This is a genomic window from Amycolatopsis sp. WAC 01416, assembly GCF_003947485.1.
In the GTDB taxonomy this organism is placed as follows: domain Bacteria; phylum Actinomycetota; class Actinomycetes; order Mycobacteriales; family Pseudonocardiaceae; genus Amycolatopsis.
This window is the reverse complement of record NZ_QHHX01000003.1, coordinates 340423-353772: the sequence shown is the minus strand read 5'-3', so window position 1 is coordinate 353772 and position 13350 is coordinate 340423. Positions and strand designations below refer to the sequence as shown.

Annotated in this window: 11 protein-coding genes and 1 pseudogene; 4 read left to right on the top strand and 8 right to left on the bottom strand. The window is 68.9% G+C overall.

Annotated features, from left to right (window positions below; translation table 11 throughout):
- Window positions 1–53: 53 nt before the first annotated feature.
- Window positions 54–1031, bottom strand: a complete 978-nt coding sequence (locus DL990_RS11545; RefSeq protein WP_199746307.1) for an SDR family NAD(P)-dependent oxidoreductase — start codon at window positions 1029–1031, stop codon at window positions 54–56.
- A gap of 82 nt (window positions 1032–1113) precedes the next feature.
- Between DL990_RS11545 and DL990_RS11540 the strand changes: the two genes are divergently transcribed.
- Entirely contained in the window at window positions 1114–1785 is a 672-nt protein-coding gene (locus DL990_RS11540; protein ID WP_125783765.1) for a TetR/AcrR family transcriptional regulator, read from the top strand.
- Between the two features lie 144 nt (window positions 1786–1929).
- Here DL990_RS11540 and DL990_RS11535 read toward each other — a convergent pair whose 3' ends face one another.
- Entirely contained in the window at window positions 1930–3108 is a 1179-nt protein-coding gene (locus DL990_RS11535; protein WP_158632603.1) for a WD40 repeat domain-containing protein, read from the bottom strand.
- A gap of 1169 nt (window positions 3109–4277) precedes the next feature.
- Here DL990_RS11535 and DL990_RS11530 point away from each other — a divergent pair.
- Window positions 4278–5015, top strand: coding sequence for a hypothetical protein (locus DL990_RS11530; RefSeq protein ID WP_125783761.1), 738 nt, complete (start codon window positions 4278–4280; stop codon window positions 5013–5015).
- Between the two features lie 47 nt (window positions 5016–5062).
- Here the strand turns inward: DL990_RS11530 and DL990_RS11525 are convergent, their stop codons facing one another.
- The 5 genes from DL990_RS11525 to DL990_RS11505 form a co-directional block, all read right to left on the bottom strand.
- Window positions 5063–5578: a hypothetical protein gene (locus DL990_RS11525; protein WP_125798642.1), complete on the bottom strand. Its 516-nt coding sequence runs from the start codon at window positions 5576–5578 to the stop codon at window positions 5063–5065.
- A gap of 62 nt (window positions 5579–5640) precedes the next feature.
- Window positions 5641–6678 (bottom strand): serine hydrolase, encoded by a 1038-nt coding sequence (locus DL990_RS11520; protein WP_125798641.1) that lies wholly within the window; start codon window positions 6676–6678, stop codon window positions 5641–5643.
- Between the two features lie 18 nt (window positions 6679–6696).
- A complete protein-coding gene (locus DL990_RS11515) occupies window positions 6697–7350 on the bottom strand; it encodes a response regulator transcription factor (RefSeq protein WP_125798901.1) in 654 nt (217 codons plus the stop codon).
- Complete coding sequence (locus DL990_RS11510; protein WP_125783755.1) at window positions 7347–8576, bottom strand: sensor histidine kinase; 1230 nt, start codon at window positions 8574–8576, stop codon at window positions 7347–7349. Before DL990_RS11510 ends, DL990_RS11515 begins: the two co-directional genes overlap by 4 nt.
- A 9-nt stretch (window positions 8577–8585) precedes the next feature.
- On the bottom strand, window positions 8586–9155 hold the full coding sequence (locus DL990_RS11505; protein WP_125783753.1) for a TetR/AcrR family transcriptional regulator: 570 nt from the start codon (window positions 9153–9155) through the stop codon (window positions 8586–8588).
- An 89-nt stretch (window positions 9156–9244) separates the two neighbouring features.
- Here DL990_RS11505 and DL990_RS11500 point away from each other — a divergent pair, with 89 nt between their 5' ends.
- Window positions 9245–10510, top strand: coding sequence for an MFS transporter (locus tag DL990_RS11500; protein WP_233620440.1), 1266 nt, complete (start codon window positions 9245–9247; stop codon window positions 10508–10510).
- 137 nt (window positions 10511–10647) lie between these two features.
- Window positions 10648–12612, top strand: a complete 1965-nt coding sequence (locus DL990_RS11495; RefSeq protein WP_125783752.1) for an AarF/ABC1/UbiB kinase family protein — start codon at window positions 10648–10650, stop codon at window positions 12610–12612.
- Here DL990_RS11495 and lepB read toward each other — a convergent pair.
- A pseudogene (gene lepB, locus DL990_RS41740) lies at window positions 12536–13258 on the bottom strand (signal peptidase I). The gene DL990_RS11495 and the pseudogene lepB overlap by 77 nt on opposite strands.
- Between the last annotated feature and the right edge of the window lie 92 nt (window positions 13259–13350).

The window sequence follows — 13350 nt, the reverse complement described above, 5'->3', positions numbered from 1 at the left end:
TCACCTGGCGCTGCCGAAGCGGGAGGCTGCTCTTCTGTCGCGGGCCGCACCGTTCAGCTCTTGTCGAGTTCCGCGTTGACCATCGCCTCGAATTCGTCGCGGCCGTCGATGCCCAGGGCGCCACCGAGCGCGATCGCCAACCGGTCGAACGGGTCCTCAAGCGGCAGCGCGGTCAGGTTTTCCGCGAGTTCGGGCACTGTCCAGAGTTCGCTGTCCTTGTTGATCTGCTCGCCGCGCGTCCAGCCGTGGTTGACCGCGATCGAGCCGCCGCGCACCGACAGGACCTGGCCGGTCAGTGGACAGCCCTCGCTGACCAGGTAGGCGACGAGCGGGGCCACCACGGCAGGGTCCTTCGGGTCCAGTTCCCCCTCAGGCGGTGTCTGGTCCATGCCGGGCACCGGGTTCGTCAGCCGAGTGCGCACCATCGACGGGCTGACGCAGTTCACCCTGACCCCCAACCGCCGCAGTTCCACCGCGTGCACCGTGGTCATGGCCGCGACTCCGGCGTTCGCCGCCGCGTAGTTCGTCTGCGTGGGCAGTGGATTGAGCAGTCCGGAGCCCGAAGCGGTGTTGACGATGGCACGGTCGATGCGCACTCCGTCGTCCACGCGGCCACGCCAGTACGCCGTGGCCCAGCGACTCACCGCGAAGGTCCCCTTCAGTTTGACCGCCACAACGTCGTCGAACTCCGCTTCGGTCAATCGTTCGAGCCCCTTGTTGACCTCAATGGTGGCGTTGTTGACCACCGCATGCAGGTCGCCGAACTCCGCGACGGCCAAATCGACCATGCGCCGGGCGTCCACCCAATCGGTGACGCTGCCGGTGTCGGCCACCGCCCGCCCGCCCCGCGCGCGGATCTCGTTGACCACCGCAGCGGCTACCCCCTCATCGCCCCCATGCCCATCGATCTCCACGCCGGGGTCGTTCACGACCACGTTCGCGCCGCGGGCCGCCAGGTACAGCGCCTCCGCCCGACCGATACCCCGCCCGGCACCGGTCACCAGCACCGTCCGTCCAGTCAACTCGCCCATCACGACACCTCTCCACTATTGATGCACTCAGTATACTCATACACTAGGTGTATTGAGTTAGGTGGTGCACTATGCTCGTGCTGTGCCAGACGAAGTTGGACGTCGTGAACGCAAGAAGCTGCTCACCCGGCAGGCGCTGGTGAACGCGGCCGTCCGCCTGTTCGCCGAACAGGGCTACGACCAGACGAGCGTGGCCGACATCGCGGAAGCCGCCGACGTCAGCAAGCGCACGTTCTTCCTGCACTTCCCCACCAAGGAGGACGTGCTACTGGCTGACGGCGGTTCGAGGACCGACCTGGCTGTGCGGGCCATCGAGGGACGGCGGCCCGGCGCGCCGATGCGCGAGGTACTGACAGAGGCAACGAAGAACATGATCGCCCACACCGCCGCCGGTGACCTGCCGAACGGGCTGGCAGCGCTCCGTGCCCGGCTGGTGGTCACCACGCCCGCCGTTCAGGCCCGCGTGCTGCACACGATGTTCACCGCACAGACCCGAATCGCCGCAGCGCTGCACAAGGCGTACCCGGACAAGCTCACCGAGATCACCGCAGCCGGCGTCGTCGGCGCGCTGATGGGTGCCATCAGCGCCGCCGCCGTCACCAGCCTCCAACGCGGCGAGCCCCCGGAACGGACCCGCGCCGCGATGCAACACGCAGCGGAGATCGCCCTGCACCACGCGGGAACGCTCGACTCCACCGGGAACGCCGCTCCACAGGCTTCCCACGGCGCAAAGGCAACCCGCGCCCACCGATGACCGACATCGGATACCGCTACCGACTTTCCTGACGGACGCAATGAAGCTCATGCGTGCAGCGCAGCGGACGGCTGCCTACCGCACTGGCCGGGCTGTAGTCCGTGCCGAGAGCGCAGCCCCCGGCAGCAAAGCAGGGGTGATCCACTAGCCCAGGCCGCTCATGTCCCAGAGGCGCACGGTGTGGTCCATCATGACGGTGGCCAACGTCTCTTCAGCCGGGCTATACAGCACGTACATCGCGGCGGCGGCGGTGCCGATGGGGTCACCGCGTGATTCGCGGCTGGCGACGTCCCACAGTTGCACCCCCTGGCCCGCGCTCGCGGTGACGAGGCGCTGGCTGTCCGGGCTGAACGAGACGCTCACGGCGCTGTTGTTGACCGGCTGACCGAGCCGACGACGGCCGGCCACATCCCAGAACTCGGTGGTCAGGCCGGACACCGCGATGGCAAGGGTACGTCCGTCCGGGCTCAGGGCCAGGCTCAGCACCGGGCCAGTGGCGTCGATGGGAAGCCGGCCGAGCGGCTGCCGGCTGTCGACATCCCACAGCCGCACCGTGTTGTCCACCGCCGCGGTGACCAGCAAGTGGCCGTCCGCGCTGAACGCCATGGCGAGGACGCCGGAGGTGTGGCCGAGGAGGGGTTCGCCCACCTGCTTGTGGCTGGCCACGTCCCAGAACCGGACCTTGCCGCTGAGCTCCCCGGTGGCCAGCAGCCGATCGTCCGGGCTGAACTTCACCACCATGCTGAAGATCGGCAGCCCGCGCATGCCCTCGGTCTCGCTGAGCGGTTGACCGACCTGCTGACGGCTGGCCGTGTCCCAGAACTGCACACCCCGGCCCGAGGGCGCGACGGCCACCGTGCGCCCGTCCCGGCTCATCGCCACGCCGTGGGCCGAGCCGGTGTCGAAGGAGCCGAGCTCCTTGTGGTTCGGCACATCCCACAGCCGCACGGTCTTGTCCGCACTCGCCGTGGCGAGGACCTTGCCGTCCCCGCTGAACCCCATCCCGGTGATGTTGGCGGTGTGTCCGGACAGGGTGCCGAGCTCGCGTGCCGTGACGGGCGGCGCCAGCGGGTTGATGTCGACCCCAGTCCGTTGGCCGTCCGTGGCCAGCCAGAACACCAGGACGAGGGTAACCACCAGCGCGATGCCGCCCGCGCCCGCGCCCGCCATCAGCGCGCGCCGCCGGGTACCGAGATACTGGTGGACACCCCCAGAAATGGTGTTCGCCTGCACCACCATGTTCGTCTTCGCCGACACGGTCAACTCGTTGTGTGTCTCGGGGGCAGGTGAGCCGCTGCCGGCCACGGGTGGGAGGTCGTTCACCGACGTCGCCTCGTATCCATGACGCCGAATTCTAGTGGCGCGGCGTCCGCGAATTGTGTCCTTCAGCATGGGGCGGTCCCGGTTCGCTCGAAAGCACCAAGGCCGGCAGAGGAAAGTCCACACTTCGGCAGGACGGCACCGCACGGCCTGCCGGCCACACGCAGAATCCGGTGCCCGTGCTTCCTCACCGACGTCACTGGTATCCGCGGCACAGACTTCGAAAGTCCTTGAAACTGATTGGCTGATTCCCGCGCGGCGGTCGACAACGCCTCAAACTGGAGATGCGACAAGCCGAGCGTCGGCGATTCGCCAGGGCGCACAGTTCAATCCGTGCTCGCCCCTCGGCCAGCGGCACGAGTTCGCGCTCCTGACACCAGGCGAAGAATTCGCAGATCTGACTCCGAATGTGCCCGAGAGACACCGGTGCAGGGACCGAGGTGAGCAAGGGCCGCTATTCGGAACACCGTGCCATTGAGTTCTGAAAGCTCCATGACCACTCAGGCCGAGCACGGACGCGCCGAACACCGAACCAGTCGGGAGATGGTGTTGTGCGTGTCCCCGCCGACCCTCCAGGCTTGCCGGCATGACAGAAGCGGACCGGCTACACGAGATGATCGACGAACTCAGGCGACTGCGGGAGCACTGCGAGCCCAAGTCAAGCCAGAACCCGAGGTACCGGCGGTACTCGAACGCAGAAGCGCCTTGCGATGGATCATCGACGACCTAGGCCGTGTCCTGTAAGTCATGTTCGCGGTCTTCGCGCCCAGGTGGTCCCTGACGGCACGGGCGGACGCGGCCGAGTACGACCCGGTACGAGGCCGATCCGCCCGCACCGCCAGGAACCACCTGGATCACGAAGCCCATCGAACAGACTCACAGGACACGGCCTAGCCACAGAGAACCGAGCCTGACCTCATCCGGTATGCCCGGCTAAGTCACATCGGGACATGAGCGCGTGTTGCCGCATCGCTATGGGCTGGTGTTCGACCCGTGTGAGTGCGGTGACGCGGTCAGTGATTTCCGTATACGCCCCGGACGCCATTGCATACGCCCAGGTTCCAGCGAAGATCTGGCCGAGCAGCGTGATGCGGCGGACGTGGGTGATCGATGGGCTCTGGCCGCGCGGGTGAGAGACTGGGCGACGCCTTGACGACGCGAAGGAGCTCGCTGTGGCCTCTGATGCCCTTGAACGACCGATGCCGGCGTCGAGCGGGCCGGGACAGCGGGTTCTCGAGCTGCTGGACAAGGCCATCGGCTTGCAGACACCGCTGGTGCGCAAAAACATCGCGCGGGCCCGTCAGCGCAACCCGGATGCGACACCGGCGGAGGTCGTACGCACCCTGGAGCGGATGTACGTCAGTGCCCTGGCGGGCACAGGGGCCGCGGTCGGGGCCACCGCGGCCGCGCCCGCCGTCGGCACCGGGGTCGCACTGGCATTGTCTGCGGGTGAGGCCTTCTCTTCGCTCGAACTGAGCACCCTGTTCGTGCTCTCGGTCGCCGAGGTCCACGGCGTTCAGCTGGACGAGATCGAACGTCGGCGGACGCTGGTCATGGGGATCCTGCTCGGCCAGTCAGGTTCCACGACCATTGTCGGCAAGGTCGCCGAGCGCACCGGTCAGCACTGGGCCCGCCAGCTCGTCAGCAAGGTACCCACCGCGACGCTGCGCCAGATCAACAGCGTCCTGGGCAAGAACTTCATCACCAAGTACGGCACCAAGCAGGGCATCATCGTGCTCGGCCGGGTGGCTCCGTTCGGCATCGGCGCGGTGATCGGCGGTGGCGCCAACGCCACCGTCGCCGCCCTGGCAGTCCGAGCCGCCCGACGCGCGTTCGGCCCCGCGCCACAGTCATGGCCCGAGACAGAGCTGGACCCCGTGCCTCCCGGCTCCGGGCTATCGGATCCTTGAGCGCGTTCGTCAGCAGTCCGCACTGCGGCAGAAGTGGACGTTGACTGTCACCTTGTCCCAGCCCGCACCGTACGCAGGAGGACGTATGCGTCTCTCCACTCGGCTGCGGATTGTGGTGGCGCGAGTTCGACTCCGGCTATCCCGCCGGTCGCAGCGAACTCCGCCATGAGGGCGGCCATCAGATCAGCTGCCTCCCGCGTCGTCTCGGACGCGTTCAAGGGACCACCAAGACTGAGCCCGAGTACGAAGGCCCCTTCCTCCGTAACGGTGACGATGGCACCGTAATACCCGATTGCTCGTAGGTACAGAGAGAAGGCACGTTCGGCTGCGTCATCCCGACGTAGCTCCGCCAGCGCGTCAGCGTCACCATGAGCGGGGTCATACGAGACAAAAGTCCGAACGAACGCCGGGAATCTCGGGTCACCCGGCCGCTCGACGTCGACGTAGCGATCGATGAAGCGCGACAACGAGCCGTCCCGGTCGCCGGGCTCCACCCACACATAGACATCGAATACCGGGGACACACCAGATGCTACCGCGCCGCCTGGCCGGAGCACGCTCATCGGCGTGACAGAACGTTTCCCGAAAGTGGCTTTCGCGACATGAGCACCGGGCCCAGCAATCCTCAGCCGCCGTTGGATGCCCGATACGGCGCGGCCACGTAGGTGCGCGCGGTGGTGGCCGTCAGCTTCTCGACCGACCGGAACATCGTCTTCCCGAGCTTCGCCCGCGCCTTCAACGCCGGATGCGTCGCGGCGTAGTCGTCCTTGGTGACCGCAGGATCGCCCGCGAACTCACCGGAGGCGAACAGCGAATAGGTCAGGATCGGCTTGCCGTCGGCGCTGAACATCACGCCGGCCTCGTTGCGGCCGTCGTTGAACCAGCCCGCCTTCGTGGCGACCCGCAGCCGCTCGGCCGAGGTCAGGCCGAGTCGTATGCCGTCGGTGAACGCGCTCAGCGAACGCAGGATGTTCAGCAGGTAGTCGGTGGACTTCGCCGAAAGCAGGGTCCCGCCGACCAGTTTCCGCAGCAGCTCATGCGTCTCGGCCGGGGTGGTCTTGCCGAGGAAGAACCGGTTCGGATTCGCCACGGGAACGACCTGGGTGTGCACGAATCCCTTGCCGCGCAGGATCTCGTTGAGTTCCGCGGCGGGGCAGACCAGCCCGCACAGGCGGACGGCGGTGTTGTCGGACAGCGTCAGCAGCGCGGCCATCGCGTGCCCGAGGGTCACCGAACTCGGGTACGCCCCGTCGAGGGCGAAGATGCCGTCGGTGTCCTTGATGACGATGTCGGCCGTGACGTCGACGCGCTGGTCCAAGGTGAGCAGTCCGCGGTCGATCTTGTCGAGCACCGCGGTGGCGACGGCGATCTTGTTGACGCTGTACGCCTCGACCACCTCGTCCGCCCGCTCGGCGACGGCGGGAACCAGGTTCCCGGCGGAATCCGCGACGCTGATGTAGGACGACCACGTGCCGCCCGCCTTCGCGGTTTCCCTGGCGTAGACCTGGGAAATCCGGCGTGCGGCGGCCGAAGCGTCGGCGGCGGCGGTGTCCGATTCGGACTCTTCGGCGGCGTGAGCGATCTGCGCCGTGCCGAGCACCGCACCCGCGGCGGCGACCGTGCCCAGCCCCAGCAGGCGACGACGATTGACGTTGGTATCCACTCGCGAACCCTACCGCGTTCAGCCGGCGGGCGTGACGAATCCGGTGTCGTAGGCCTTGATCACGGCCTGCGTCCGATCCCTCGCGCCGAGTTTCGCGAGCACGTTCCCGACGTGTGTCTTCACCGTCTGCACGCCGAGGTAAAGCTCGCCCGCGATCTCCACATTGGACAGTCCGCCCGCCATCAGCCGCAACACCTCGCGTTCGCGTTCGGTGAGCCCGGCGCCGTCGAGGCCGTCCTGCGGCGCCCGGTTCGCCCGCTGCGCGGCCGGCCGCCGGATCGCGGCCGGGAACAGCAGCGACTCCCCCGCCGCCACCGTCCTGATCGCCCCGACGATCTCCTCGGGCCGGGCCCGCTTGAGCAGGAACCCGCTCGCACCGGCGAGCAGGGCGTCGTAGACGTAGTCGTCGTTCTCGAAGGTGGTCACCACGATCACCTTCGGCGGGTTGTCCATTGTGGACATCAGATGCGTGGTCGCGCGGATTCCGTCGACCGACGGCATCCGGACGTCCATCAGCACGACGTCCGGCCGGAACCGCGAGACCAGCCCCGGCACTTCGGCTCCGTCGGCCGCTTCGCCCACGACCTCCAGGTCCGGCTCCGAGGCGATGATCGCCCGCAGCCCCGCCCGGATCAACTGTTCGTCGTCGACCAGCAGCACCCCGATGCTCATCGCCGCTTCCCCCATGGCACCGCCACCTCGACCTTCCAGCATCCGTCCGCGCGGCCCGCGGTGATCGTGCCGCCGAGCACTTCCACCCGTTCCGTCATTCCCCGCAGCCCCCGGCCGCCCCCGTCCCGCGACGGTGCCGCGGTGCCGAGCGGGTTGGACACCCGCAACCGCAACAGCTCCGTTCCGGCGTCGACGAGGACCGTCACCGGAACCTTACCGGCGTGCCGCAGCGCGTTCGTCAGGCATTCCTGCAAGATCCGGTACGCCTCGCGGGAGACGACCGGCGGCACCGAGGACGGTTCACCCCGCACCTCCGCCGTCACCTCGGCGCCCGCCAGCCGCGTGGCCTCCACCAGCGCGGGCAGCTCCGCCAGCCCTGATTGCGGTGCTCGTGAGGACGCCTCGTCGCGCAGCAGTCCGAGCACGTGGTCGAGATCGTCCAGCGCGGCCCGCGCCGACTCCTCGATCGCGGTGAGCGCCTGCTCGGTGAAGCCGGGATCGGTCCTCAGTGTCCGGCGCGCCGCCCCGGCCTGGATGGTCACGACGCTCAGCGCGTGTCCGACCGAGTCGTGCAGTTCCCGCGCCAGCCGGTTGCGTTCGGCGAGCTGTTCGGTGCGCTTCTCCAGCTGGGCGATCCGTTCCGCGGCCGAGATCCCCAGCAGGCTCTTGGCGCAGCGGGTCAGCACCGCGCCCGCTCCCCACACGACGTAGGCCAGCGCCACGACGCCGAGCAGGAACACCACTGGGATCCACGCGCTCGCCCAGCCATGCGGCACCACGATCGGATCCTCTGTGGACAAGGCGATCCGGCCGGTGAACGGGGCCGCGACGGTGAACCCGAAGCCGACCGGGACGAGCAGGCTCGCCAGGCTGAGGACGCAACCGGTGCCCACGTGCAGCAGGTACATCGCCGTCGACCGCAGCCGGACGGGCCAGCCGCCCGCGGGCCCGAACGTCACACCCGGCACGGGATCGTCCAGCAGTTCCCGGACGGCCGCGCCCTCCAGCACCCGGACGGCGGGGATGAACGACGACGCGATGATCACCAGGACGAGGGTGATCGCCGCGATGAGGAGCCCGCGCTCCACCGTCGCGACGAGGGGCAGCAGCGACGGCACCACGATGGCGGCGAAGAGCACATACGGCACGCTCAGTGCGCCACCGAGGATGAAGTAGACCCACCTGCGGTAGGTCGCCCGGTCCACGAGCGGGCCGAAAAGTCGCATGCGCTCTTTCTAGCGTGTGCCCGCCATACGCGGATCCCGCATCAGTATCTCCGCGATCTCCCTCGCGAGGGTGACCCGATGCGCGTCCCCGTCGATACCGGTGTGCGCGACAGCGCCCTCGACCAGGAGGAAGAGCTGCTCCGCGAGCTTCTCCGGATCGTCCGCGTCCGGGGCGTCCTCACGGATGAGCTCGGCGAACTTCGCCCGCACGGCCGCCTTGTGCCGCCGGATCACGTCGAGCCCGGGATGGCCGGCAGGCAGTTCGGCCGCCGCGTTGAGGAACGCGCAACCTCTGTCGCTGCCGAGCTTCGGGTGATCGACGTAGGCGTCGAAAACCGTCAGCGCCCGAGGCCGGTCGGCGGCGGCCAGCCGCTCTTCGAGGTACGCCCACCAGACGTCGTGACGACGCCGCAGGTACGCGACCGTGAGCTCCGTCTTCGACCCGAAGCACGCGTACAGCGTCTTCTTCGTGACGCCGGCGGCCTCGGCCACGGCCGCGACACCCACCGCGTTCAGGCCCTCCCGGTAGAAGAGCTCGGTCGCGGCGCTCAGGACGCGTTCACCTGCTGGAGTCAGCACGCCTCGACTATACCGATCGGTTGACCTGAGCGCGAAATGCAGGAACACTCCTGAGGTATACCGACCGGTATACCTCAGGAGGAGATCTGATGGTGTCTTCGTACAAACGCGAGCTGACCCTGACCGCGGCCGGGTTGTCGCTGATCGCGGTCTCCTACGGACTCGCGAGGTACGCGTACGGCCTCTTCGCGCCGACCCTCCGGACGGAATTCGGCCTCGACGGCGGCACACTCGGCGCCATCGCGGCGGGGAGCTATGTCGCGTACTGCCTCGCCGTCGTCGCCTCGACCGCGGTCACCACCCGTTGGGGTGCGCGGGCGGGCGCGCTCGCCGCCGGGACGACCGCCACCGCGGGGACCGCCTTGATCGCGTCCGCGCCGAACGCCGCCGTCCTCGCGCTCGGCGTCGTCCTCGCCGGGGCCAGCACCGGCCTGGCCTCCCCTTCGCTCGCCGACGCGGTCTCACGCGTCGTCCGGGTGACCCGCCGCGACCGCGCCCAGTCCGTGGTGAACGCCGGGACCGGACTCGGCGTGCTGATCTCCGGCCCGGTCTCCTTGCTGGCCATCGGCGACTGGCGAATGGCCTGGTGGGCCTTCGCCGCGGCCTCGGCGCTGGTGACCTTGTGGACCGCCCGGGTGGTGCCGCCGGTCAAGGACGACCGCGCACGCGGGCTGCCGTCGCCGCTGTTCCCGCCCGCCACCGGACGGCTGCTGCCCGCCGCCGCGACGCTCGGCCTGGCCAGCGCGGCGATCTGGACCTTCGGCCGCGACATCGCCGTCAGCGTCGGCGGGCTCGACGAGACCGCCTCGACGGTGGTGTGGATCGTCCTCGGCGCGGTCGGCCTGGCAGGCGCGTTCACCGCCGAGCTGACGTCGCGGGCGGGACTGCGGCGCGCCTGGTCTGTGGGAATGGTCCTGTTCGCCGTCGCCACGGCGCTCTTCGCGCTCGCCACCCGGTCCCTCCCGGCGCTCATCATCGCCGCGGCACTGTTCGGGGCCGTCTACATCGGACTGACCGGTGTCCTGATCCTGTGGGGTACGAGGGCTTATCCGACGGCGCCCGCGTTCGGTGTCGGCGTGGCCTTCCTGATGCTGGCGCTCGGCCAGGCGGCCGGAGCACCGCTCATCGGCCTCCTCGGCGATCTCATCGACCTCCGTGCCGGCTTCCTCGCGGCCGCGGCGATCGCCGTTCTCGGCGTCCTGTTCGCACCCCGGGAGGCGACCACGACGTACAACTTCGGGGTCCGCTCCCTCTCAGTGTCCATCTGCGAACCCGCATCCGCGATCGACGTCGGCAGGACGCAACCTGATCATCCAACTCACGATTCCGGCCGAGGCGCCCTACCACCGCGATAGCGGGGCCTCCGGCCGAGGCGGGTTCCGCATTCAGTCGCTCTTGACCTCCAACCTCAGGCTCCGCTCCCTCTCAAGGGTGAGTACCGTCCCGCCGGAGCGGGAATCCAGCGCGGACCGCGCGTGATGTGCTCTTCGGCATGAACCTGCTGCTCGGCCTGCTCACCCTGCCCGTCTACGCGCTGATGCTGTGGCCGCTCGTGGTCGCCGCCCGCCGCGTACTGGGTGTGCGGATCGGCGTGGTCCGCGCGTTCTGCGCCGCAGGCTTCGGCTGGCTCGTCGCGGGCGGCATCCTCAGCGCGTTCCCCACGCCGATGTACGCGGGCGGGGCCTTCGCCGGGCTCGTCATCCCGGTGGCGGGCGGCGCGTTCCTGGCGACGCTGATCTTCCTGTTCGTCGCGGAGTTCGTCCTGCCATCGGGTTCGGGGCTCGGGCTGATCGGCCGGATCCGGTCGATGCGCCGCCGCGCGGCCCGGACGCGGCGCTATTCGCAGATCACCCGGATCGCGATCAAACACGGCCTCGGCCGCTACCTCACCGGCCGCCGTGAACCCGGCCTCGCCCAGGTCCGGCACGCCAAACTGGCGCGATCGCTGCGGCGGGCGCTGGAAGAGGGCGGCGTGACGTTCGTGAAACTCGGCCAGCTGCTCTCGACGCGCTCCGATCTGCTTCCGCCGGTGTTCATCGACGAACTCAGCAAGCTCCAGGACCAGGTCGCCTTCGCGGACGCCGACGAGGTCGCGATGGTGCTACGGGAGGAACTGGGCGGCGACCCGGACGAGATCTTCGCCGAATTCGACCCGGAACCGATCGCGGCCGCGTCGATCGCGCAGGTCTACCGCGCGAAACTGCGCGGCGGGCAGGACGTGGTGGTCAAGGTGCAGCGGCCCGGCGTGCAGGCACTGGTCGACCGGGACCTCGACATCGTCCGCCGGGTGGCGGCCGCGCTGGACCTGCGCGCGGACTGGGCGCGTTCGCTCGGCGTCGTCGACCTCGCCGAAGGGTTCGCCGACGCGCTGCTCGAAGAACTCGATTTCCGCACGGAGGCAAGGAACATCGAAGCGGTCGCCGCGGCCTACCCCGGCGCCGAAGTCGCTATCCCGACCGTCCACAAAGAACTGTCCACCGAACGTGTCCTGGTGATGCGGCGCCTCGACGGCAAACCGCTCGCCGCCGCCAGGGAACAGGTCCCGATCGCGGAGCGGGCGAAACTCGCGCGGTCGATGCTGCGCTGCGTACTCGGCCAGGTGATGGGCAGCGGCGTCTTCCACGCCGACCCGCATCCCGGCAACGTCCTGCTGCTCACCGACGGCAGGCTGGGCCTGCTCGACTTCGGTTCCGTCGGACGGCTCGACTCGGGACTGCGCGCCGGATTGCAGAACCTCATCCTCGCGCTCGACCGAGGCGACCCCGCCGCGTTGCGCGACGGTCTGCTGGAGATCGTCGACCGGCCGGACGAGATCGAGGAGCGACGACTGGAGCGGGCACTGGGAGCGTTGGTGGCCAAGCATTTCAACCACGGACAGGCCCCGGATCTGGACATGTTCACCGACCTGTTCCGGGTGATCGCCGACTTCCGGCTCAGCGTGCCCCCGCCGATCGCGGCGGTGTTCCGCGCACTGGCCACTTTGGAGGGAACGCTGGCCGCGCTGGCGCCGGGATTCAACATCGTCGTCGAATCCCGCGCCTACGCCGCCGAGCAGGTCGGCGCCGGACTGCGGCCCGAGTCGTTGCGCTCCACGGCCACCAACGAACTGATGGCGCTCTTGCCGGTGCTGCGACGGCTGCCCCGCCGCGTCGACCGGATCGGCAACGCACTGGAACAGGGCAGGCTTTCGGTCAACGTCCGGCTGTTCTCCGACGAACGTGACCGGGACGTGGTCACCGGACTGGTGCACGAAGTCCTGCTGGCGTTCGTCGGCGCGGCCACCGGGCTGATGGCCGTACTGCTGCTGGGCAGCGCGACCGGCCCGCAGATGCTGCCAGGGGTCACACTGCACCAGATGTTCGGCTACAACCTGCTGGTGGTCAGCGCGCTGGTGGGATTGCGGCTGCTCTTCGTCGTTTTCCGGCGGACCGGGCAACGCTCACGATCGTCCCGATGACACCGAGGACGACGAGCCCGGCACCGGCGAACACGAGGTTCCGCGAGGTACGGAACCCGGTGTCGGACAAGGGATCTCCGGGAAGGCCCGCATCGACGAACGCGGTGGTCTGCGGAAACGGCTCCGCACCGAGAAGACTCCCCATTCCGACGACGACGCCGCGAACCTTGGACAGAGGGACGGCACCGTCGCCGGGCATACCCGCGAAGAGCCGCGAGTCCACGGAGTTGTTCCGCACATCGCCGGCGAGGTACACCGATCCCGGCGGCACCTGGACGCTGAACGGCCGGTACTACTTGCGCCCGTAACCGTTGTCGTCATCGGTGTACGGCTCCTTGACCGGCTTTCCGTTCACGGAGATCAGGTTGTCGTTCGTGCAGCAGACGACCCGATCCCCGCCGGCACCGATCACCCGCTGAACGGCCAAACCCTCTTTGACCGACGTGCCCGGATAGGCGCTCAGGTCCATCAGGACCACCGCGCCACGCGGGATCTCCGGCACGTCGGCCCAGCGATAGAGCACGGCCGAACCGCGCGGGATCGTCGGAGCCATCACGCCACTGGAGAGGCTCGTCATCCGGTACGCCATCAGGGTCCAGAAGCCATATCCCCCGGTGCCCACGCCGGCGATCGCCACCAGGATCATCACGAGCAGGAGCGGGGAGAATCTTCGCTTCGGCCCGGGTCCGTCCGCGGGCGGAGCGGGGAAGTCCGTTTCGGTCACAGCGCAGACTAGCG